Genomic DNA, 20,808 nt, shown 5'->3' on the forward strand with positions numbered 1-20,808 from the left:
CCGGGGCGAACGCCCCGGCGCCACATCGGCACGCCGTCGTTGCACCCGGGATCGCTTTCCCATACGTTCCGTTTTGCTGCGGATTGTCGCGCCCCCTCTCGTCCCCCACCGGGAGCCGCTCATGCCCCCCAGGCCCATCCACGAGCCCCGCCGCGAGGACTGCCCCTGGTGCGGAGCGCCCCGCCTGCGCACCCGGCTGCGCGCCCCCGACCTCCGCCACGGCAGACCGGGTACCTTCACCGTCGACGAGTGCCGCGACTGCGCCCACGTCTTCCAGAACCCGCGCCTGACGCCCGAGGGCCTGGCCCTCTACCGCGAGGGCGGTCCGGGCGCCTCGGACGAGGGGAGCGCCGTTCGCCGCCGGCACCACCGCGACGCCGCCCGCGCCGTGCTGCGCCACTGCCCCGAACCGGAGAGCTGGCTGGACGTGGGCACCGGCGACGCGGCCTTCCCCCGGGCGGCGAAGGAACTCTTCCCCTACACGTCCTTCGACGGCACCGACCCCACGCCGAGGGTGGTGCGGGCGCGCCGTGCGGAGCGGGTGGAGGAGGCACACGTGGGACGCCTGACGGTTCCGGAGCTGACGGCCCGCCTGCGCGCCCGCTACGACGTGGTCAGCGTGCTCGGCCAGCTGCAACGCAGCCCCGACCCGCGCGCCGAACTCCGCGCCGCCCTGACGGCGCTGCGCCCCGGCGGTCATCTGCTGCTGGAACTGCCCGACCCGGCCTGCTCGTTCGCCGCCGTGCTGGGCAAGTGGTGGCACTCGCACGGCCAGCCGCACCACCTCCAGCTGCTGCCTCTGGCCAACATTCGCGCGGAACTGGAGGAGCAGGGCTGCACGATCCTGACGGCGGACCGCGGGTCGGCCCATGTGCCCCGCGACCTGGCGCGGGCGGTGTCCCTGGCCGCGGGCCGGAAGCTGCCCCGTCCGCTGACCCGCTCGCTGACGGCCACGGCCGGCACGGCGGACCGCACCCTGTCCCCCCTGCTGCGCCGCACCCGCTTCGCGAACTCCTACCGCGTCATCGCCAGGAAGGGGCAGCTGTAGGGGAGCCGTGGGGCAGCTGTAGGGGAGCCGCGGGGTGCCGTGGCCGGACCCGGCCCGGCCGGGCCGCGCGGTCCGACCCGGCGCCCGGCCGGGCCACTGCCCGGCATCCCGCCGAACCGGGCGGTGGGTGCCGCTCAGCCCCGCAGCACCACCGCCTGGCCCGCCACCACCAGCAGCACCTGCTCGCACTCGCCGGCGACCGCCGCGTTCAACCGGCCCAGCTCGTCCCGGTACCGCCGTCCCGACGCGGTCGCCGGCACGATCCCGGACCCCACCTCGTTCGTCACCAGCACCACCGTCCGCCGGGCCGCCCGCACGGCCGCCGCGAGTCCGGTCACCCGCTCCCGCAGCAGCCGCTCACCCCCGTCCGCCCACGCCGCGTCGTCCCACGCCCCCACGGAGTCCATCGCATCGGTCAGCCACAGCGACAGGCAGTCGACGAGCAGCGGCGGCCCCTTCGCCTCCAGCAGCGGCACCAGCTCGCAGGTCTCCACCGTCCGCCACGACCCCGGCCGCCGCTCCCGGTGCGCGGCGACCCGCGCCGCCCACTCCCGGTCCCCGCCCCGCGTTCCGCCCGTCGCGACGTACAGCACCTCGGGGAAGGACTCCAGCCGCCGCTCGGCCTCCACCGACTTGCCCGACCTCGCCCCGCCCAGCACCAGTGTCCGCCGCGGCACCTCCGGCACCTCCTCGCTGGACCCCACCATGAGCGTCGAACCGTCCGGCACCGCCCGCGCACCCGCCGCCGCCAGCCGCCGCCGGACCTCGAAGCCGGGCGGCACGTCGTGGTCGAGGTGGACGGCGACGACGTCGGTGGCCGGCCCGACCGCCCCGGCCGCCCGCAGCCGGGCCAGGGCGTCCGGCCGCCCCACCACGTCGGCGGCGACCAGGTCGTACGCCGTCGCCGCCGGGGTCCGTTCCTCCAGGCCCGCAGGCGCCCCGCCCGGTGGCAGGTACAGCAGCCGCCCCCCGTCCGGTCCCGTCACCGCGTACCCGGTGCCGGGCGCGTCCATCGCCACCGCCCGCACCCGATGCCCCGTCAGCAGGGCCAGCTCCCGCCCGTCCGGCACCCGCCCGGGCTGCGGCAGCCCGTCCGGCACCTCCACGGCCGGCCCGTTGCCCGGGTGTGACAGCAGCACCTGCCGCACGTCGCCCAGCAGACGCCCCGCCCGCGCCGCCGCGAACGCCGCGCCCGGCGTCAGGTCCAGCAGCACCGTTCCGTCCACGAGCAGTGCGGTGGCCGCCCGGGCGTCGTCGCCGAGGGCGGCCGCGCAGGCGGCGCAGGGGCAGTCGGGGCGGGGCAGTCCCGCCGGGGCACCGGTGCCGAGCAAAGTCACTTCCACGCCCCGATCTTCCCCTGCCGCCCCGGGTCCTGCGCGTCCGGCTAGGCTCGGTGCGGGAGCCGGACCAAGATCCGGCTTCCGCTCTGCATGTGCTCACACCTGGGAGGCGTACATGGCGGCATGGACGTGGCGGTTCGAGAAGGCCGACGGGACGGAGGTCCAGCCCGCGGTCCAGCCCGAGGAGTTCACCACGCAGGGGGACGCCGAGTCCTGGGTCGGGGAGCACTACAAGGAACTGCTGGCGGGCGGCGCGGACCAGGTGCGGCTGTTCGAGGACGCCACGGAGATCTACGGGCCGATGAGCCTGCACGCCGACGAGTCGTAGGAGTGCGCCCGGGCGGCCGGCCCGGGACCGGCCGCCTCCTCACTGCTCGCCCAGCGTCACGTCCGCCGTCTGCTTCTCCCCGCCGCGGGTGTAGGTGACGGTCGTCTTCTCCCCTGGCGCCATGCCCGCCAACTGCTCCGCCAGTGACTGGGTGCTGGTGATGTCGGCGCCGCCGAGCCCGGTGATGATGTCCCCGGACCGCAGCCCGGCATTGTCGGCGGCGCCGCCGTCGGCGACCGCGACCACGGCGACACCGGCGGGCTGGTAGTCGGCGTCGACGACCGTACGGCCGGTGATCCCCAGGGCCGCCCGGCCCGAGTCGGTGACCTTGCCGCTGTCGATGATCTGGTCGGCGACCGTCTTCACCATCGATGCCGGGATCGCGAACCCGATGCCGGGCGCCGCGCTGTTGCCCAGGTCGGGGTCGGTCGCGGCGAGCGTCGGGATGCCGATGACCTGCCCGTCCAGGTTCACCAGCGCGCCTCCGCTGTTGCCCGGGTTGATCGCGGCCGACGTCTGCACCATGTTGCCGATCGTGGCGCCCGTACCACCGCCCGCACGGGCCTCGGTGACGGTCCGTCCGGTCGCCGAGACGATGCCCTGGGTGACGCTGGACGCCAGCCCCAGCGGGGAGCCCATCGCCAGCACGATGTCGCCGACCTCCACCTTGGTGGAATCCGCGAACTCGGCCGGCTTGAGCCCGTCCGGCACCGAGTCCAGCTTGACGACCGCCAGGTCCTGCTCGGGGTAGGAGTAGACCAGGGTCGCGGACTGCGGCTGCTCGCTGTTGGCGGTCGTCACCCGGAACGCCGTCTCGTCGCCGACGACGTGCGCGTTGGTGACGATGTGTCCCTTGTCGTCGTACACCACGCCGGATCCCAGCCCGCTGCGCCCCTGGATCTGTACCACGGACGGCAGAACGCTCTTGATCACCTTCTGGTAGGCGCTCTCCAGCTCGTCGCTCTGCCGGGCCGCGGCGGCGGGCTGTGCGGCCTGCGTCGTCGCCTTCTCCCGCTCGCCCGACGAACCGGAGCCGGAGCATCCGGCGAGGGGGGACAGGAGGACGGCGGAACAGGCGGCCAGCGCGACGGTCGCCCGGAGCCGGGCTCGGGAGGTGGGAACGTCCATGGGCCGAGTCTCACGCCGGGGGGACACCCCCGGCCTGCGCTGGGCGCCCGAACGGGTGGGCTCAGCCCCGCACCCCGCACAGGTGCAGCAGCGCCGCCACCGCCCGGTAGGGATCGGTCCGCCCGGCCCGCTCCTCGACCGCCAGCAGCGTCTCGGCGTCGTCGGGGACCGCGGCCCCGTCCGCGGCCGTGTCCGTGAAGACACGGACCCCGTACCAGGCGTGCAGCGGCGCCCCGATCCGCGCGAGCGTCGAGGTCAGTGCCTCGCGACGGTCCGCGCGGACGTCCAGGCCGAGCCGGTTGCGGTAGGCGGTGGTGTCGAAGGCGGTCAGCGCCTGCCCCCAGTCGCCGTACAGGCCTGGCCGCATGGCCAGCGCGTCGCCGTTGCGCACCAGCAGCGACAGCAGACCGCCCGGGGCGAGCATCCGCGCCAGCCCCGCCAGCAGGGAGTCGGGGTCCTCGACGTACATCAGCACACCGTGGCACAGCACCACGTCGAAGCTTCCGGGCAGGAAGTGGACGCCGGTGTCATGGCCGTCGCCCTCGACGATCCGCATCCGGCGGCGGATGCCCTCCGGTTCCCCCGAGAGGGCCTTCCGGGCCGCCGCGACCATGGTCGCGTCCCGCTCCAGGCCGGTCACCTGGTGTCCGGCGCGGGCCAGCCGCAGCGCCTGTGTGCCCTGGCCCATCCCCACGTCGAGCACCCGCAGCCGCTGCCCGACCGGGAACCGCCCGGCTATCTGCTCGTCGAGCTGGCGAGCCACCAGCTCCTGCCGCACGACATCGCGCAGCCCGCCCATCCGGCTCAGCCAGGCGTCGGCCGCCCCCTGGGAGAACGACGTCGTGCTCAGGGCCGCTCTCCGCGCTTGACCTGCGGTTTGGGCAGCCGCAGACGGCGCATCTGGAGCGAGCGCATCAGGCCGTAGGCGACCGCGCCGCGCTTGTTCTGGTCGGGGAAGCGCTCCCTCAGCTGCTTCCTCAGGCGGAAGCCCGAGAGGATCGAGTCGAGCACGATCAGCACGATCACGACCAGCCACAGCAGCAGCGCGAGGGCCTGCAGCCGGCCCACCCGGACCACGCTCAGGACCAGGATGACCACGGCCATCGGCAGGAAGAACTCCGCCACGTTGAACCGTGAGTCGATGAAGTCGCGCACGAAGCGGCGCACCGGACCCTTGTCGCGGGCCGGCAGATAGCGCTCGTCGCCACTGGCCAGCGCCTGGCGCTGGCGCTCCATGGTCTGGCGGCGCTCCTCGCGGGAGCGCTTGGCGGCCTCCTTGCGCGTCGTCGGCGTGTTGGCCACGCTGCGGCGCTGGGACTGGGCCTCACTGCGCTTGGGCGTCGGCCGGCCCTTGGGGGCCTGCGGGTCACGGGGCTGCTTGGAGACGGTCACCTGCGCCTTGTCGGCGGTGGGGGCCTTCTCGTCCTTGGCACGGCTACGGAACACAAAAGCCAAGGGTACGGGGTCCGGGGGCATGGACCCCAGCCCCGTGGGGAACGATCCGGCAACACCATTCGTCTGTAGGGGGACAGAACAGATCCACGAGTGACGCAGCGCACGTCCCGGGGGCGACGGTCCGCCGGCCGTCCCCGGACACACCTCCTCCTCCCTGCGCCGGAGCCGGTTCGTGCACAGTCGTCCCTGGGGATGAGCGCATCCGTTCCCGAACAGTGCGGTAATGGATGCAGGGCCCGTACTGTGGGTTCTGTCGCAGTGAGCTGGAGCTGGAGTCCGTCAGAAGGGGGCGCGCGAAGCCCATGAGCGGTGTCATGAAGCGTATGGGGATGATCTTCCGCGCGAAGGCGAACAAGGCCCTTGACCGGGCCGAGGACCCGCGCGAGACCCTCGACTACTCGTACCAGAAGCAACTGGAACTGCTGCAGAAGGTGCGCCGCGGCGTCGCCGACGTGGCCACGTCGCGCAAGCGTCTGGAGCTTCAGCTGAACCAGCTGGAGCAGCAGTCGTCCAAGCTGGAGGACCAGGGCCGCAAGGCGCTCGCGCTGGGCCGCGAGGACCTGGCGCGCGAGGCCCTGTCCCGCAAGGCCGCCCTCCAGCAGCAGGTCACGGACCTGGAGACGCAGCACGCCACCCTCCAGGGCGAGGAGGAGAAGCTCACCCTGGCGGCCCAGCGCCTCCAGGCGAAGGTCGACGCCTTCCGCACCAAGAAGGAGACGATCAAGGCGACCTACACCGCGGCCCAGGCCCAGACCCGCATCGGCGAGGCCTTCTCCGGCATCTCCGAGGAGATGGGCGACGTCGGGCTGGCCATCCAGCGGGCCGAGGACAAGACGGCGCAGCTCCAGGCCCGCGCCGGCGCCATCGACGAGCTCCTCGCCTCGGGTGCCCTGGACGACCAGTCCGGCATGCACAAGGACGACATCCAGGCCGAGCTGGACCGCCTCTCCGGTGGTACGGATGTAGAGCTGGAGCTGCAGCGCATGAAGGCCGAGCTGGCCGGAGGTCCGTCCGGCGACCGACAGGCCATCGAGGGCGGCACCGACCAGCAGCAGTCCGAGCAGCAGCAGGACACCCCGCGCTTCGACAAGCAGTAGGACGGCGCCGGGACCCCGAGCCGAGGAGGCGACGTGATCGTACGGATCATGGGTGAGGGCCAGGTGAGGCTGGAGGACGGCCATCTCACCGAGCTGAACAAGCTCGACGACGAGCTGCTCGCCGAGATCGAGAACGGCGACGGGCCCGGCTTCCGCCGCACTCTCGACGCGCTGCTCGTCAGGGTCCGCGAGCTGGGCGTCCCGCTGCCCGACGACACTCTCGAACCCTCCGGGCTCATCCTGCCCGCCCAGGAGGCGACCCTGGAGGAGGTCCGGGAACTGCTCAGCGACGACGGCCTGATCCCGGGCTGACGGATCCACCGGCCGGCTCGGTTCCCGGCCCGGACGGCGCCCCGTACCGTTCCTTCGGTGAGCACCCTCGACCGCGCCCGATGCCGACTGGGAGCACACCCCCTTGCGCTGGACGCGGCGCTTGCGGCGGTCGTGCTCGCCTGCATGGTCACCGGCTCGTTCGCCGGGCCGCACGGCGAGAGCGGCGTCACCTGGGGTGTGCGCACCCCCGACCTGCTCAGCCTGGTCCTGATGACCCTCGGCGCGGCCGCGCTGGTCCCGCGCCGACGCGCCCCGCTGACCGTGCTCGCCCTCACCGGTGCCCTCTCCCTGGTCGAGAGCGTCACCGGCGACCCGCGTGCCCCCGTCGCGATGGCCGCCGTCATCGCCCTCTACACGGTCGCCTCCACCACCGACCGCCCCACCGCCTTGCGGGCCGGCCTGCTCACCATGACCGTGCTGACCGGCGCCGCGATGCTCGCCGGCCCGCTGCCCTGGTACGCGCAGGAGAACCTCGCCCTCCTCGCCTGGACGGGCATCGGCGCCACCGCCGGCGACGCCGTGCGCAGCCGCCGCGCCTTCGTGCAGGCCATCCGCGAGCGGGCGGAGCGCGCCGAGCGCACCCGCGAGGAGGAGGCCCGCCGCCGCGTCGCCGAGGAGCGGCTGCGCATCGCGCGCGACCTGCACGACGTGGTCGCCCACCACATCGCCTTGGTCAACGTGCAGGCAGGTGTCGCCGCGCACGTCATGGAGAGGCGGCCCGACCAGGCCAAGGAGGCCCTCGCCCATGTGCGCGAGGCCAGCCGCAGCGCGCTCGACGAACTGCGCGCCACCGTCGGCCTGCTCCGCCAGTCCGGCGACCCGGAGGCCCCCACCGAGCCGGCCCCCGGCCTGGAGCGGCTGGACGAACTCACCGGCACCTTCCGCAGCGCCGGTCTCCACGTCCAGGTCCTCCGCACCGATCCGGACATCACCCTTCCGGCCGCCGTCGACCTGGCCGCCTACCGCGTCATCCAGGAGGCCCTGACCAACGTGCAGAAGCATGCCGGTACCGCGGCGAAGGCCGAGGTCAGCGTCGTACGGGTGGGGCCCCGGGTCGAGATCAGCGTCCTGGACGACGGTGCCGCGCAGGACGGCGGTCCGGCTCCGGTCCCGGGCACGCAGCGGGGCGGGGGGCACGGGCTGCTCGGCATGCGGGAACGCGTCACCGCGCTCGGCGGCACCCTCACCACCGGCCCCCGCTACGGAGGGGGCTTCCGCGTCCATGCGATCCTGCCGGTCACGACCCGGACGGCAGCGCCGGGCGAACCGGGGGAGACCGCATGACCATCCGCGTCCTGCTCGCCGACGACCAGGCGCTGCTGCGCAGCGCGTTCCGCGTGCTGGTCGACTCCGAGCCCGACATGGAGGTCGTCGGCGAGGCCTGCGACGGCGCCGAGGCGGTGCGGCTGGCCGGGCAGGAGCGTGCCGACGTCGTCCTGATGGACATCCGCATGCCGGGCACCGACGGCCTCGCCGCCACCCGCATGATCGGCGCCGACCCGTCCCTGTCCGAGGTCCGCGTGGTCATCCTGACCACCTTCGAGGTCGACGACTACGTCGTGCAGTCGCTGCGGGCGGGCGCCTCCGGCTTCCTCGGCAAGGGCAGCGAACCGGAGGAACTGCTCAACGCCATCCGGGTGGCGGCCGGCGGCGAGGCCCTGCTCTCCCCGGCCGCCACCAAGGGCCTGATCGCCCGCTTCCTCGCCCAGGGGGACCCGGGTGACGGCGAGGGGGACCCGGCCCGCTCCGAGCGGCTGGCCGCGCTCACCGGGCGCGAGCGCGAGGTACTGGTCCAGGTGGCCGGCGGCCACTCCAACGACGAGATCGCCGAGCGCCTCCAGGTCAGTCCGCTGACGGTGAAGACCCACGTCAACCGGGCCATGGCGAAGCTGGGCGCGCGGGACCGGGCCCAGCTGGTGGTGATCGCGTACGAGTCGGGCCTGGTGCGCCCACGGCAGGAGTGACGCCGCGGCAGGGAGACGCCGCCTCCGGCGCGCCGGAGGCCTTTCCGCTGAGGTCCGGAGCCGGGACCGGAGGGGGAGAGCCCGCCGGCCGCCCGGTCGGACCATCTCCCGCCCCGCTCGTGGCCGGGGATCCGGCGCGTGGCGGACCCCGGCGGCGGCAGGTGTCCTCCGGCCCCGTCCGTCCACGGGGTGACTGCACCCACCGGCCCGTACTGCGCCCGGAGTAGGTGTCACATAAGGAAATGGACCTGGGGGCTACGGAACAGCACCCGACGATGCAACAGGGTGTAGAGGCCACCACTTCTGCCGCTCACAGAAGAGAGAGAGACCCTGTCCATGTCCCGGCTGTCCCGCTTCAGCCTCGCGCAACGGGCCCTGATAGGCCTGGTGTCGATCGTCGCGCTGGTCTTCGGCGCGATCGCGATCCCGCAGCTCAAACAGCAGCTGCTGCCCACCATCGATCTGCCCATGGTCTCCGTGCTGGCGCCCTACCGGGGCGCCTCCCCGGACGTCGTGGAGAAGCAGGTCGTCGAGCCGATCGAGAACAACCTCGAAGGCGTCGACGGCCTGACCGGCGTCACCTCCACGGCGAGCGAGGGCAACGCCGTGATCGTGGCCTCCTTCGACTACGGCAACGACACCCAGCGGCTCGTCGCCGACGTGCAGCAGGCCGTCAACCGCGCCCGGGCCAGGCTCCCCGACGGCGTGGACCCGCAGGTCGTGGCCGGTTCCACCGACGACATGCCGACCGTCGTCCTCGCCGTCACCTCCGACAAGGACCAGCAGGCGCTGGCCGACCAGCTGGACCGGACCGTCGTACCGGCCCTGAAGGACATCGACGGCGTCGGCCGGGTCGCCGTGAACGGGGTGCGCGACCTGCGGGTCGCCGTCACTCCCGACGCCGTCGCACTGGCGAAGGCGGGTCTGACCCCCCAGTCCCTCGCCCAGGCCCTCCAGGCGGGCGGAGCCACCGTCCCCGCGGGCTCTTTCGACGAGGACGGTGCCAACCGCACCGTCCGGGTCGGCGGCGGCTTCACGTCGGTGCGGCAGATCCAGGACCTGGTCGTGCGCGGCAGCAAGCCGGTGCGGCTGGGCGACGTCGCCGAGGTGAAGCAGGAGGAGGCCCCGGCCGACTCCATCACCCGCACCGACGGCAGGCCCAGTCTCGCCGTGATGGTCACCATGGACCACGACGGCAGCGCGGTCGCCATCTCGAACGCGGTCCAGGACAAGCTGCCCGGTCTGCGTGAGGACCTCGGCTCCGGCGCCACCCTCACCGTCGTCAGCGACCAGGGGCCGGCCGTGTCGAAGGCCATCTCCGGACTGACCACGGAAGGCGCGCTCGGTCTGCTCTTCGCCGTGCTGGTGATCCTCGTCTTCCTGGCGTCGGTGCGTTCCACGCTCGTCACCGCCGTGAGCATCCCGCTCTCGGTGGTCCTGGCGCTGATCGTGCTCTGGACCCGCGACCTGTCGCTGAACATGCTGACGCTGGGCGCGCTGACGATCGCGATCGGCCGGGTCGTCGACGACTCCATCGTCGTCCTGGAGAACATCAAGCGGCACCTCGGCTACGGCGAGGAGCGCCAGGCCGCGATCCTCGCCGCGGTCCGCGAGGTCGCGGGCGCGGTCACCTCCTCCACCCTCACCACCGTCGCCGTCTTCCTGCCGATCGGCCTGGTCGGCGGCATGGTGGGGGCACTCTTCGGCTCCTTCAGCATCACCGTGACGGCGGCGCTGCTGGCCTCGCTGGTCGTGTCGCTGACGGTCGTGCCGGTGCTCTCGTTCTGGTTCCTGCGCCCGCCCAAGGGCACGCCCGCGGACGCGACCGAGGCCCGCCGCCGGGCGGAGCGGAAGGAGGCCGACAGCCGCCTGACGCGCTTCTACGTCCCCGTGCTGCGCTTCGCCACGCGCCGCCGCCTGACCAGCGTGCTGATCGCGGTCGTCGTCCTCGTCGGCACCTTCGGCATGGCCCCGCTGCTGAAGACCAACTTCTTCGACCCGGGCGACCAGAAGGTCCTCACCGTCCGGCAGGAGCTCCCGCCGGGCACCGGCCTGGCGGCGACCGACGCCCAGGCGCGGAAGGTCGAGAAGGTGCTCGCCGCGGTCAAGGGGGTCAGGGACTACCAGGTCACCGTCGGTTCCTCCGGCTTCATGGCGGCCTTCGGCGGCGGCACGGACACCAACCAGGCGTCGTACCAGGTGATGCTGGAGGACTCCGCGGACCACGAGGACGTCCAGGAGCGCATCGAGGCCGGGCTGGGCCAGCTGGACGGCATCGGCACGACGACCGTCGCGGCCGGTGACGGCTTCGGCAACCAGGACCTGCGCGTGGTCGTCAAGGCAGCGGACGGGGAGGTGCTCCGCACGGCCGCCGAGCAGGTCCGCAAGGCGGTCGCGGGCCTGGACGACGTCACCGACGTCACCAGCGACCTGTCGCAGAGCGTGCCGCGCATCTCGGTGAAGGCCAGCGGCAAGGCCGCGGCGGCCGGCTTCACCGACCAGACGCTCGGCTTGGCGGTCGCGCAGGCGGTCCGCGGTACCCCGGCCGCCAAGGCGGTCCTCGGCGACACCGAGAGGGACGTCGTCATCACGTCGGCGCACCCGGTGCGGTCGCTGCAGCAGCTGCGGGACCTGCGGCTGGGCGCGGTGAGGCTGGGCGACGTCGCCGACGTGCGGCTGGTGGACGGCCCCGTGTCGATGACCCGCATCGACGGTCAGCGTGCGGCCACCATCACCGCCAAGCCGAAGGGCGACAACACCGGCGCGGTGAGCGCCGACCTGACGGCCGAGCTGAACGCGTTGAAGCTGCCGGCGGGCGCGACGGCGGAGATCGGAGGCGTCACCTCCGACCAGGACGACGCGTTCAAGAACCTGGGCCTGGCGATGCTGGCGGCGATCGCGATCGTCTTCATGCTCCTGGTGGCCACCTTCCGCTCCCTGGCGCAGCCGCTGATCCTGCTGGTGTCCATCCCGTTCGCCGCGACGGGCGCGCTCGGCCTGCTGATCGCCACGGGCACCCCGATGGGCGTCCCGGCGATGATCGGCATGCTGATGCTGATCGGCATCGTGGTGACGAACGCGATCGTGCTGATCGACCTGATCAACCAGTACCGCGCTCAGGGGCACGGCGTGGTCGAGGCCGTGGTCGAGGGCGGGCGCCACCGTCTGCGACCGATCCTCATGACAGCCCTGGCGACCATCTTCGCCCTGCTCCCGATGGCCCTGGGCGTCACCGGCGAGGGCGGCTTCATCGCCCAGCCGCTGGCGGTCGTGGTGATCGGCGGCCTGGTCACCTCGACGCTGCTGACGCTGCTGCTGGTGCCCACGCTCTACGCCATGCTGGAACTCCGCAAGGAGCGCCGGGCGGTCAGGCGCGCGGCGAAGCGGCGGGCGAAGCAGGAGCCGTCCACGCCGGACCCGGAGCCGGCACAGGTCTAGCCGGAGCCGGCGCAGGCCGGCCGGACGGGCGAGGGGGCCGCACCCGAACGTGCGGCCCCCTCGCCCTGTCCCGGTGCCGTGACTACGGCAGGGCCAGCATCCGCTCCAGCGCCAGCTTGGCGAACGCCTCGGTCTCCTTGTCGACCTCGATGCGGTTGACCAGGGAGCCCTCGGCCAGGGACTCCAGGGCCCAGACCAGATGGGGCAGGTCGATGCGGTTCATGGTGGAGCAGAAGCAGACCGTGCGGTCGAGGAAGACGATCTCCTTGCCCTCGGGGGCGAAGCGGTTCGCCAGGCGGCGGACCAGGTTCAGCTCCGTGCCGATGGCCCACTTGGAGCCGGCCGGGGCGGCCTCCAGGGTCCTGATGATGTACTCGGTGGAGCCGACGTAGTCCGCGGCGGCGACGACCTCGTGCCGGCACTCCGGGTGGACGAGGACGTTCACACCGGGGATGCGTTCGCGGACGTCGTCGACCGAGTCCAGGCTGAAGCGGCCGTGCACCGAGCAGTGGCCGCGCCACAGGATCATCTTCGCCGCGCGCAGCTCGTCGGCGGTCAGCCCGCCGTTCGGCTTGTGCGGGTCGTAGACGACGCAGTCGTCCAGGGCCATGCCCATGTCGCGGACGGCGGTGTTGCGGCCGAGGTGCTGGTCGGGCAGGAACAGGACCTTCTCGCCCTGCCGGAAGGCCCACTCCAGGGCCCGCTCGGCGTTGGAGGAGGTGCAGATCGTGCCGCCGTGCTTGCCCGTGAACGCCTTGATGTCCGCCGAGGAGTTCATGTACGAGACGGGGACGACCCGGTCGGCTATGCCCGCCTCGGTCAGCACGTCCCAGCACTCGGCGACCTGCTCGGCCGTCGCCATGTCGGCCATCGAGCAGCCGGCGGCGAGGTCGGGCAGGACGACCTTCTGGTCGTCGCCGGTCAGGATGTCCGCGGACTCCGCCATGAAGTGCACACCGCAGAAGACGATGTACTCGGCCTCCGGGCGCGCGGCTGCGTCGCGGGCCAGCTTGAAGGAGTCGCCCGTGACGTCGGCGAACTGGATGACCTCGTCGCGCTGGTAGTGGTGGCCGAGGACGAAGACCTTGTCACCGAGCCTCTCCTTGGCCGCACGGGCGCGCTCGACCAGGTCGGGATCGGAGGGCGAGGGCAGGTCGCCGGGGCACTCGACGCCCCGCTCGCTCCTCGGGTCGGCCTCGCGGCCGAGCAGCAGCAGGGCGAGCGGAGTCGGCTGCACGTCGAGCTCCGTGGTGTGGGCGGTGGTCACGACACGCACCCTTTCTACTTTTCGTCGATCTGACGCTATCTATCATAACCGGTTCACGTCACTTTGACGATGGCCATAGTGTCGATGTGACATGAATCCCGGTGCCGAAGTGGTGGGCCCGTCCACAGGTCGCTGTCCGCTGTGCCCCGTGTGTGCGAGCATGAAGAAACCGGCGACACGACGAGCGCCGGCCCGGAATGAATCCGCGGCCCCGCCGGTTGCAACCGTCGGCAAGCAGTCTCCGTACAACCCGGGAGAGATGTAGATGTCCGTATCGGACGAGACCACCACCGTCACCGACGGCATCATCCTGACCGACGCCGCCGCGGCCAAGGTCAAGGCCCTGCTCGACCAGGAAGGCCGCGACGACCTCGCGCTGCGCGTCGCCGTCCAGCCCGGTGGCTGCTCCGGCCTGCGCTACCAGCTCTTCTTCGACGAGCGTTCCCTCGACGGCGACGTGGAGAAGGACTTCGGCGGGGTGAAGGTCGTCACCGACCGTATGAGCGCTCCGTACCTCGGCGGTGCCACCGTCGACTTCGTGGACACGATCGAGAAGCAGGGCTTCACGATCGACAACCCGAACGCCACGGGTTCCTGCGCCTGCGGCGACTCCTTCAGCTGAGCCGGCCGGCACGGACGGCACCAAGAGGCGGCGGCCCCCTCCGGGGCCGCCGCCTCCCGCCGTCCGGGGCCGCCGCGTCCGCCCGGTGCGGAGCCGACCGCCCCGGCGTGGTGCCGGCTACCGCACCGGCGAGGCCGTCACCTTCGCCGGCAGTCGCGCCCCCGGCTTCTCCGGCGGGATCGCGTGGCCGTCCGATCCCACGACCGTCCGGTCACCGAGTGGAGCGTCCAGCTGCACCGTGCGGTGGTAAATCTTCGCGATCATGATGCAGACCCGGCCCGGCCGTGGCTTCTCGGTGACGGTCACCTTCACCTGCGCCGCACTCTCCGCGGTGCTCACCTCGTAGTCCGCGCACACCCCACCGGTGAAGCGCACGGTCAGGTCCCTGCCGTCGGCGGTGTAGCCGTCCACCGCCACGTCGCGCGGGGCGGGCGCCGCGGTCGGCTCGTCACCCGGGCCGGTCGGCCGCGGGCTGGGCCGCTCGGTCGGGGTCCCGGACGGCGCGCTCAGATACCGCGGCTCGATGGCCGGGTAGGTCACCGTGAACGCGTCCTCGGCCCCCGGGGAGCGCACCTCGAACAGCCAGGACGGCACCAGCGCCTGCCGCCCGTCGGCGTAGCGCTTCGCCAGCCCGAACACCGCGTCCTCCACCGTGAGCGTCTGCCGCGCGGGGAGCGCCGTCGAGGAACCGCACGGCTGCTCCAGCCGGTCCTTCAGCGGGACCGGGCTGGCGCATCCGCCGATCCCCATGCGGTGGTGCGTGCCGGGCGCCGCGTTCAGCGCGTCGAGCGCCGTCTCCGCGTCGACGACCGGATACGTGTCGCCCTTCACCGGTGCCTTCAGCTGGCCGCTGCCGCCGACCACCTCGCCCTGCGCGGAGACGATCACCCCGGTGGTCCAGCCGTACGTGGGCAGCCCCCCGACCTTCGGGTCGGCGTTGACCACGCGCCGCGCACCCATCACCTGGCTCGCGTCGATCTTGGCGTCGTCCTGCCCCACCGCCTTCAGCACCGGCGCCGCGGCCTTCTTCGCGGCCTCCACGTCCACCGGATCGGTGGTCGGGGACGTGGGGGCGGCGGTGCACACGGGCTTGCCGCCGGTGCAGTCGTCGGTGCCCGGGGCGTAGCGGCTGAATGTCCACGCCCCCGGAGCCTTCCGGTTCACCTGGAGCATGGGGCCCTGGCCGTCCTCGCCCTGCCCGGCCCGCCAGGTCTGCCCCTCGGCCACGGGTGTCCCGTCGATGCCGAGCGCCGCCGCCAGCCTGGCCACCTCGGCCTCGGTCACCTCGCCCCGCGCCCAGTACACCGGTGCCGAACCGGGGCCGTCCGGGAGCGGGCCGTCCGCCCGGTAGGTGACGCCGTAGGGGTTCGGCTCGCCGGGGGCGATGCCGTTCGGGCCCTCCGTGCCGTCCGTACCGCCGTCGGCACTCTCCGAGTAGCCGTCCAGCACCAGCGGCGCGAGGCTGCCGCCGGGGCTCGGCGACCCCACGCCGCCGGAGCTGCCCGCGCCGCCCGTGCCGCCGGTCGCGGTGGCGGCGAGGTACGCCCCGCCGCCACCGATCAGCAGCACCGCGGCGGTGACCGAGGCGACGACCGCCGGAGAGCGCCGGCGACCGGACCGTGCGCCGGGCGCTTCGCCGCCGGCCCCGGTGACGTCCTGCGCGGCGTGCCCCTCGGCAGCGGCCCGGGGGGCGGGCTCCCCGGTGGCGTCCGACGAGGCGGTTTCCCCGGTGCCGGTGCCGGTGGCGTCCTGCGGGGCCGGTTCCTCCGTGCCGGTGGCGGTGCCGGTGGCGTCCGGTGAGGCCGGTGTCCCGTCGTCGGTGCCGGGGGCCTTCCGGGCGGCGGCCTCCCCGGCCGGGCCCTCGGAGGTCTCGGCGCCCAGGTCGTCGTTGTCGGGTCGCTCGGTGTTCACCGCATTCGCTCCTTCGGCCGCACAGCTGTCCCGGTGACCCTGACCCGGCCCTGTCAAAAATGAGAGCCGACGGGTCGTATGCCGTATCCCCTTCTCGGGGGACGGCGATGGGACGCGGCAGGGGAGCGCACGGTTCCCTTCCCGGGTCAGTCCCCGTAGTCGGACATCGCCTCCAGCATCCGGGCCGAGCGCGCCGGCACCCTGACGCCGTGGATCAGCAGTGGCGAGACGGGCCGGGAGGCGGTGCGGTCGGGAGCCGCCCAGTGCGGGACCATGCGCGCGCAGTCGCCGCGCAGCGACGCCAGACCGCCGTCCGGGTCGGCGGGGGCGGACGCTGACGCCGGAGAGGAGAACTCGAGGTTCGTCATACCGGAACCGTAGACACGGCCGGGCCTGCGAAGAAAGATCTACTATCGGGTAGTTTCGTTCACTTCAGGCGCGTGCCGTGACCGGGTAGCGTGAACTGTCAATCCCCCTCCACACAGGAGAGTCCACGCCGTGCGCATCGCAGTCACCGGCTCCATCGCCACCGACCACCTCATGACCTTCCCCGGGCGCTTCGCCGACCAGCTCGTCGCGGACCAGCTGCACACGGTCTCGCTGTCCTTCCTGGTCGACACGCTGGACGTCCGGCGCGGTGGTGTGGGCGCGAACATCGCCTTCGGCATGGGCCAGCTGGGCACCCGTCCCCTCCTCGTGGGTGCCGCCGGCTCCGACTTCGACGAGTACCGGGCCTGGCTGGACCGGCACGGCGTCGACACCGGCTCGGTCCGCATCTCCGAGACGCTGCACACCGCCCGCTTCGTGTGCACCACCGACGCCGACCACAACCAGATCGGCTCGTTCTACACCGGTGCCATGAGCGAGGCCCGCCTGATCGAGCTGAAGACGGTCGCCGACCGCGTCGGCGGCCTCGACCTGGTCCTCATCGGCGCCGACGACCCCGAGGCGATGCTCCGCCACACCGAGGAGTGCCGCTCCCGGGGGATCCCCTTCGCCGCCGACTTCTCCCAGCAGATCGCCCGTATGAACGGCGAGGAGATCCAGGTCCTGCTGGACGGCGCCACGTACCTGTTCTCCAACGAGTACGAGAAGGGCCTCATCGAGACCAAGACCGGCTGGACGGACGACGAGATCCTCGCCAAGGTCGGTCACCGCGTCACCACCCTCGGCTCGCGCGGCGTGCGCATCGAGCACCGGGACCAGGACCCGATCGAGGTCGGCTGCCCCGACGAGGAGCGCAAGGCCGACCCGACGGGCGTCGGCGACGCCTTCCGCGCCGGCTTCCTGTCCGGCCTCGCCTGGGGCGTCTCCCTGGAGCGCGCGGCCCAGGTCGGCTGCATGCTGGCCACCCTCGTCATCGAGACGGTGGGGACGCAGGAGTACCAGCTGCGCCGGGCGCACTTCATGGAGCGGTTCACCAAGGCGTACGGCGACGAGGCCGCCACCGAGGTCCGCGCGCACCTGGCCTGAGCCCCGGACCCGGGTGCGGGAGCCGGCCGGCCCCCGCACCCCCGGGCCGGTCACCCCGTCCGGCGGATCACATACGCCGTGCCCTTCCCGGCCGGCTCCTCGCCCACGTACTCCTGGCCCCGCATCTCGCACCACGCGGGGATGTCGAGGCGGGCCGCCTCGTCGTCGGACAGCACCCGCACCGTGCCGCCCACGGGGACGTCACCGATGACCTTCGCCAGTTCGATGACCGGGATCGGGCACCGCTTGCCCAGCGCGTCGACCACGACGTCGTCCCGGCGCACGACGGTCACCGGGGCGGGCGCGCCCAGTTTCTCCCGCATCCGTGCCACCGCGCCGGGCAGCACCTCCAGGAACCGCTCCACGTCCTCCGCGGGCGTCCCCGGCGGCAGCGACACCCGGACGTTGCCCTCGCTGAGCACGCCCATCGCCTTCAGGACATGGCTCGGCGTCAGGGTGCTGCTGGTGCAGGAGGATCCGGAGGACACGGAGAAACCCTCCCGGTCCAGTTCGTGCAGCAGTGTCTCCCCGTCGACGTACAGGCACGAGAAGGTGACCACGCCGGGCAGCCGGCGCACAGGGTCGCCCACCACCTCGACGTCCGGCACCAGGTGCGGCACCCGCGCCCGGATCCGTTCGGTCAGCTCGTGCAGCCGCCGGGCCCCCGGGGCGGCTTCCGCCCGCACCGCCCGCAGTGAGGCGGCCGCCGCGACGATCGCCGGGATGTTCTCGAAACCGGGTGCCCGGCCCGACTCCCGTTCGTCCACCGGCCCCTGGGCCGCGAACCGCACGCCCTTGCGCACGACCAGCAGCCCGACCCCGGGCGGCCCGCCCCACTTGTGAGCACTGGCGGCCAGCAGGGACCACGCGCCCTCCGCCGGACCCCACCCGAGCGACTGCGCCGCGTCCACCAGCAGCGGCACCCCGGCCTGCCGGCACGCCTCGGCCACGGCCGCCACCGGCTGCACGGTGCCCACCTCGTGGTTGGCCGACTGCAGACACGCCAGCGCGGTGCCGGGGCGCAGCGCCTCGGCGTACGCCGCGGGGTCCACCGCCCCCGCCCGGTCCACGGGCACCCGTGTCACCGTCCCGCCGTCCGCCTCGTGCGACTCGGCCGAACGGAGTACCGAGGAGTGTTCGACGGCTGACACGATCAGGTGACGTCCGGTCCGGCGGCGCCCGGCCAGTGCCCCCGCGATCCCCGTGTGCACGGCCCGGGTTCCCGAGGGGGTGAAGGTCAGTTCGTCCGGTCGGCATCCCACTGCCTCCGCCGCCGCCTCCCGTGCCGCGTCCAGCAGCAACCGCGCCCTGCGTCCCTCCCGGTGGAGCCGGGCGGGATCGGCCCATCCCTCGTCCAGGGACGCCTGCAGGGCCTGCCGGGCGACGGGGTGCAGGGGAGCGGCGGAAGCGGCGTCGAAGTAGGCCATGGGGCAACGCTAGTGCCGCAACAGGCAACGTTCGCCCCGTCGCGGCGCCCGGCACGCGCTCCCGCCGCACCGGCCGAAAGCCCGAGTACGCCCAGTACGAGGACTTCCGGCCGGCACGCCGGGAGCACGCACCGGACGCCGCTCCTCGACGGGCGAACGTTGCCTGCCGCGGCACTAGACGGCCGGTCGGGGCACCTCCGTTCAGGGGAGCGGGGAGCCGCGCGAGGGGCGGCGGACCACCCTCGGCCGCCAAACAAGCGAACCAACCCGCCCAGTAGGCACCCCTCCCCGCGAACCCCCGAAGGGCGTCGGCTAGGGTTTGGTCCGCATAAACATCCAAACCCCTGCCCGACGCAGGGCGGCGACCGACCAGCGAGAAGGCCAGGCCGCAGCCGTACAGCGCGGGCGAGACTCTCGGGAAGGCGCTACGTGAGTCCCAACGGCTCCGACCGCTCGCCGCGGCGCCCGATGCGGCGGAAGCTGCTGCAGGCACTGACCGCGGGCCTGGTCCTGGCGACCGCAACCGGTTGCACATACAAGGACTTCCCCCGCCTTGGTATGCCCACCCCGACCACGGAAGAGGCTCCGCGGATCCTCTCCCTGTGGCAGGGCTCCTGGGCTGCCGCGCTCGCCGTTGGCGTGCTGGTGTGGGGTCTGATTCTGTGGAGTGCCCTCTTCCACCGGCGCAGCCGCACCAAGGTCGAGGTTCCTCCGCAGACCCGCTACAACCTCCCCATCGAGGCCCTGTACACGGTCGTTCCGATCATCATCGTCTCGGTCCTGTTCTACTTCACGGCCCGGGACGAGTCGAAGCTGCTCAGCCTCGACAAGAAGCCCGACGTCACGGTCAACGTGGTCGGCTTCCAGTGGAGCTGGTGCTTCAACTACATCGAGAACGTCGACGGCTCCACCGGTGACGCCAAGACGTCCAAGGAACTGGACGCCATTCCGGACCGGTACAAGAAGGACTTCCCCGACAACGCCGGCGGCGTCTACACCTGCGGTACCCCGGGTGAGCGGAACCCGCAGACCAACAACCCGGGTCCGACCCTCTGGCTCCCGAAGGGCAAGACGGTCCGCTTCGTGCTCACCTCCCGGGACGTCATCCACTCCTTCTGGGTGCTGCCGTTCCTGATGAAGCAGGACGTCATCCCGGGCCACACCAACGCCTTCCAGGTGACCCCGAACGCGGAGGGCACCTTCCGAGGCAAGTGCGCCGAGCTGTGCGGCGTCGATCACTCCCGGATGCTGTTCAACGTGAAGGTCGTCTCCCCCGAGCGCTACGAGCAGCATCTCAAGGACCTCGCCAAGAAGGGGCAGACCGGTTACGTTCCCGCCGGCATCGCGCAGACGAGCCACGAGAAGAACCGGGAGACGAACAACCTGTGAGCATCGTCAACGAACCCCAGGGAGCCTCGACGGCTGAACAGCCGTACTACGAGGACGAGCTGCCGGTCCGGCGCAAGCAGCCCGGCAACGTCGTGGTCAAGTGGCTCACCACCACCGACCACAAGACCATCGGAACGCTCTATCTGGTGACGTCGTTCGTCTTCTTCTGCATCGGTGGCGTCATGGCTCTGGTCATGCGCGCCGAGCTGGCCCGCCCGGGTCTGCAGATCATGTCGAACGAGCAGTTCAACCAGGCGTTCACGATGCACGGCACGATCATGCTGCTGATGTTCGCGACGCCGCTGTTCGCCGGCTTCGCGAACTGGATCATGCCGCTCCAGATCGGTGCCCCCGACGTCGCCTTCCCGCGGCTGAACATGTTCGCCTACTGGCTGTACCTGTTCGGCTCGCTGGTCGCGGTCGCCGGCTTCCTCACGCCGGACGGCGCGGCCGACTTCGGCTGGTTCGCCTACTCCCCGCTGTCGGACGCGGTCCGCTCGCCCGGCGTCGGCGCCGACATGTGGATCATGGGCCTGGCCTTCTCCGGCTTCGGCACGATCCTCGGCTCGGTCAACTTCATCACCACGA

Annotated in this window: 19 protein-coding genes; 11 read left to right on the forward strand and 8 right to left on the reverse strand. The window is 72.6% G+C overall.

The genetic code is table 11. The annotated features are described in order from the left end of the window. The first annotated feature begins 121 nt into the window (after nt 1-121). On the forward strand, nt 122-1,048 hold the full coding sequence (locus I3F54_RS17995) for a class I SAM-dependent methyltransferase (protein ID WP_240119830.1): 927 nt from the start codon (nt 122-124) through the stop codon (nt 1,046-1,048). Nucleotides 1,049-1,182: 134 nt separating this feature from the next. Here I3F54_RS17995 and I3F54_RS18000 read toward each other — a convergent pair whose 3' ends face one another. Continuing rightward, the gene (locus tag I3F54_RS18000) at nt 1,183-2,391 is read right to left on the reverse strand and encodes a bifunctional adenosylcobinamide kinase/adenosylcobinamide-phosphate guanylyltransferase (protein WP_240119831.1); all 1,209 of its coding nucleotides are present in this window, start codon (nt 2,389-2,391) and stop codon (nt 1,183-1,185) included. Between the two features lie 112 nt (nt 2,392-2,503). Here I3F54_RS18000 and I3F54_RS18005 point away from each other — a divergent pair, with 112 nt between their 5' ends. Further along, complete coding sequence (locus I3F54_RS18005) at nt 2,504-2,716, forward strand: hypothetical protein (protein ID WP_205385456.1); 213 nt, start codon at nt 2,504-2,506, stop codon at nt 2,714-2,716. Between the two features lie 39 nt (nt 2,717-2,755). Here the strand turns inward: I3F54_RS18005 and I3F54_RS18010 are convergent, their stop codons facing one another. From I3F54_RS18010 to I3F54_RS18020, 3 genes are all read right to left on the reverse strand, one after another. After that, nucleotides 2,756-3,844 carry a S1C family serine protease gene (locus I3F54_RS18010; protein ID WP_240119832.1) on the reverse strand — a complete coding sequence of 363 codons (1,089 nt, stop codon included), beginning with the start codon at nt 3,842-3,844 and terminating at the stop codon, nt 2,756-2,758. Between the two features lie 61 nt (nt 3,845-3,905). Next, nucleotides 3,906-4,607, reverse strand: coding sequence for a bifunctional 2-polyprenyl-6-hydroxyphenol methylase/3-demethylubiquinol 3-O-methyltransferase UbiG (locus I3F54_RS18015; protein ID WP_240119848.1), 702 nt, complete (start codon nt 4,605-4,607; stop codon nt 3,906-3,908). An 83-nt stretch (nt 4,608-4,690) separates the two neighbouring features. Continuing rightward, nucleotides 4,691-5,320 (reverse strand): DUF3043 domain-containing protein, encoded by a 630-nt coding sequence (locus tag I3F54_RS18020; protein WP_240119833.1) that lies wholly within the window; start codon nt 5,318-5,320, stop codon nt 4,691-4,693. Nucleotides 5,321-5,622: 302 nt separating this feature from the next. Here I3F54_RS18020 and I3F54_RS18025 point away from each other — a divergent pair, with 302 nt between their 5' ends. From I3F54_RS18025 to I3F54_RS18045, 5 genes are all read left to right on the forward strand, one after another. After that, nucleotides 5,623-6,396 carry a PspA/IM30 family protein gene (locus I3F54_RS18025; RefSeq protein WP_240119849.1) on the forward strand — a complete coding sequence of 258 codons (774 nt, stop codon included), beginning with the start codon at nt 5,623-5,625 and terminating at the stop codon, nt 6,394-6,396. A gap of 33 nt (nt 6,397-6,429) precedes the next feature. Continuing rightward, nucleotides 6,430-6,708 (forward strand): hypothetical protein, encoded by a 279-nt coding sequence (locus I3F54_RS18030; protein ID WP_240119834.1) that lies wholly within the window; start codon nt 6,430-6,432, stop codon nt 6,706-6,708. Nucleotides 6,709-6,765: 57 nt separating this feature from the next. Then, nucleotides 6,766-8,013 (forward strand): sensor histidine kinase, encoded by a 1,248-nt coding sequence (locus I3F54_RS18035; protein ID WP_240119835.1) that lies wholly within the window; start codon nt 6,766-6,768, stop codon nt 8,011-8,013. Further along, nucleotides 8,010-8,693: a response regulator transcription factor gene (locus I3F54_RS18040; protein ID WP_240119836.1), complete on the forward strand. Its 684-nt coding sequence runs from the start codon at nt 8,010-8,012 to the stop codon at nt 8,691-8,693. The genes I3F54_RS18035 and I3F54_RS18040 overlap by 4 nt, the downstream gene beginning before the upstream one ends. 336 nt (nt 8,694-9,029) lie before the next feature. Next, nucleotides 9,030-12,131: an efflux RND transporter permease subunit gene (locus tag I3F54_RS18045; RefSeq protein WP_240119837.1), complete on the forward strand. Its 3,102-nt coding sequence runs from the start codon at nt 9,030-9,032 to the stop codon at nt 12,129-12,131. 82 nt (nt 12,132-12,213) lie between these two features. Here I3F54_RS18045 and nadA read toward each other — a convergent pair whose 3' ends face one another. Continuing rightward, entirely contained in the window at nt 12,214-13,398 is a 1,185-nt protein-coding gene (gene nadA, locus I3F54_RS18050) for a quinolinate synthase NadA (protein WP_240119838.1), read from the reverse strand. 265 nt (nt 13,399-13,663) lie between these two features. On the opposite strand from nadA, the gene I3F54_RS18055 reads away from it, so the two are divergent. Next, nucleotides 13,664-14,020: an iron-sulfur cluster assembly accessory protein gene (locus tag I3F54_RS18055; RefSeq protein WP_023551351.1), complete on the forward strand. Its 357-nt coding sequence runs from the start codon at nt 13,664-13,666 to the stop codon at nt 14,018-14,020. Nucleotides 14,021-14,137: 117 nt separating this feature from the next. Here the strand turns inward: I3F54_RS18055 and I3F54_RS18060 are convergent, their stop codons facing one another. Together I3F54_RS18060 and I3F54_RS18065 are read right to left on the reverse strand one after the other, a co-directional pair. Then, nucleotides 14,138-15,931 (reverse strand): hypothetical protein, encoded by a 1,794-nt coding sequence (locus I3F54_RS18060; RefSeq protein ID WP_240119839.1) that lies wholly within the window; start codon nt 15,929-15,931, stop codon nt 14,138-14,140. A gap of 146 nt (nt 15,932-16,077) precedes the next feature. Beyond that, a complete protein-coding gene (locus I3F54_RS18065; protein ID WP_240119840.1) occupies nt 16,078-16,299 on the reverse strand; it encodes a hypothetical protein in 222 nt (73 codons plus the stop codon). 130 nt (nt 16,300-16,429) lie between these two features. Here I3F54_RS18065 and I3F54_RS18070 point away from each other — a divergent pair, with 130 nt between their 5' ends. After that, nucleotides 16,430-17,404: a carbohydrate kinase family protein gene (locus tag I3F54_RS18070; protein WP_240119841.1), complete on the forward strand. Its 975-nt coding sequence runs from the start codon at nt 16,430-16,432 to the stop codon at nt 17,402-17,404. Nucleotides 17,405-17,454: 50 nt separating this feature from the next. Here the strand turns inward: I3F54_RS18070 and I3F54_RS18075 are convergent, their stop codons facing one another. Next, the gene (locus I3F54_RS18075; RefSeq protein WP_240119842.1) at nt 17,455-18,831 is read right to left on the reverse strand and encodes a cysteine desulfurase/sulfurtransferase TusA family protein; all 1,377 of its coding nucleotides are present in this window, start codon (nt 18,829-18,831) and stop codon (nt 17,455-17,457) included. A 429-nt stretch (nt 18,832-19,260) separates the two neighbouring features. Here I3F54_RS18075 and coxB point away from each other — a divergent pair, with 429 nt between their 5' ends. After that, nucleotides 19,261-20,220, forward strand: coding sequence for a cytochrome c oxidase subunit II (gene coxB / locus I3F54_RS18080; RefSeq protein WP_240119843.1), 960 nt, complete (start codon nt 19,261-19,263; stop codon nt 20,218-20,220). Continuing rightward, nucleotides 20,217-20,808: cbb3-type cytochrome c oxidase subunit I (locus I3F54_RS18085; RefSeq protein ID WP_240119844.1), on the forward strand; the 592-nt coding region annotated here is incomplete at its 3' end. The genes coxB and I3F54_RS18085, both read left to right, overlap by 4 nt.

The organism is Streptomyces sp. MUM 2J (assembly GCF_022414535.1).
Classification (GTDB): Bacteria; Actinomycetota; Actinomycetes; order Streptomycetales; family Streptomycetaceae; genus Streptomyces.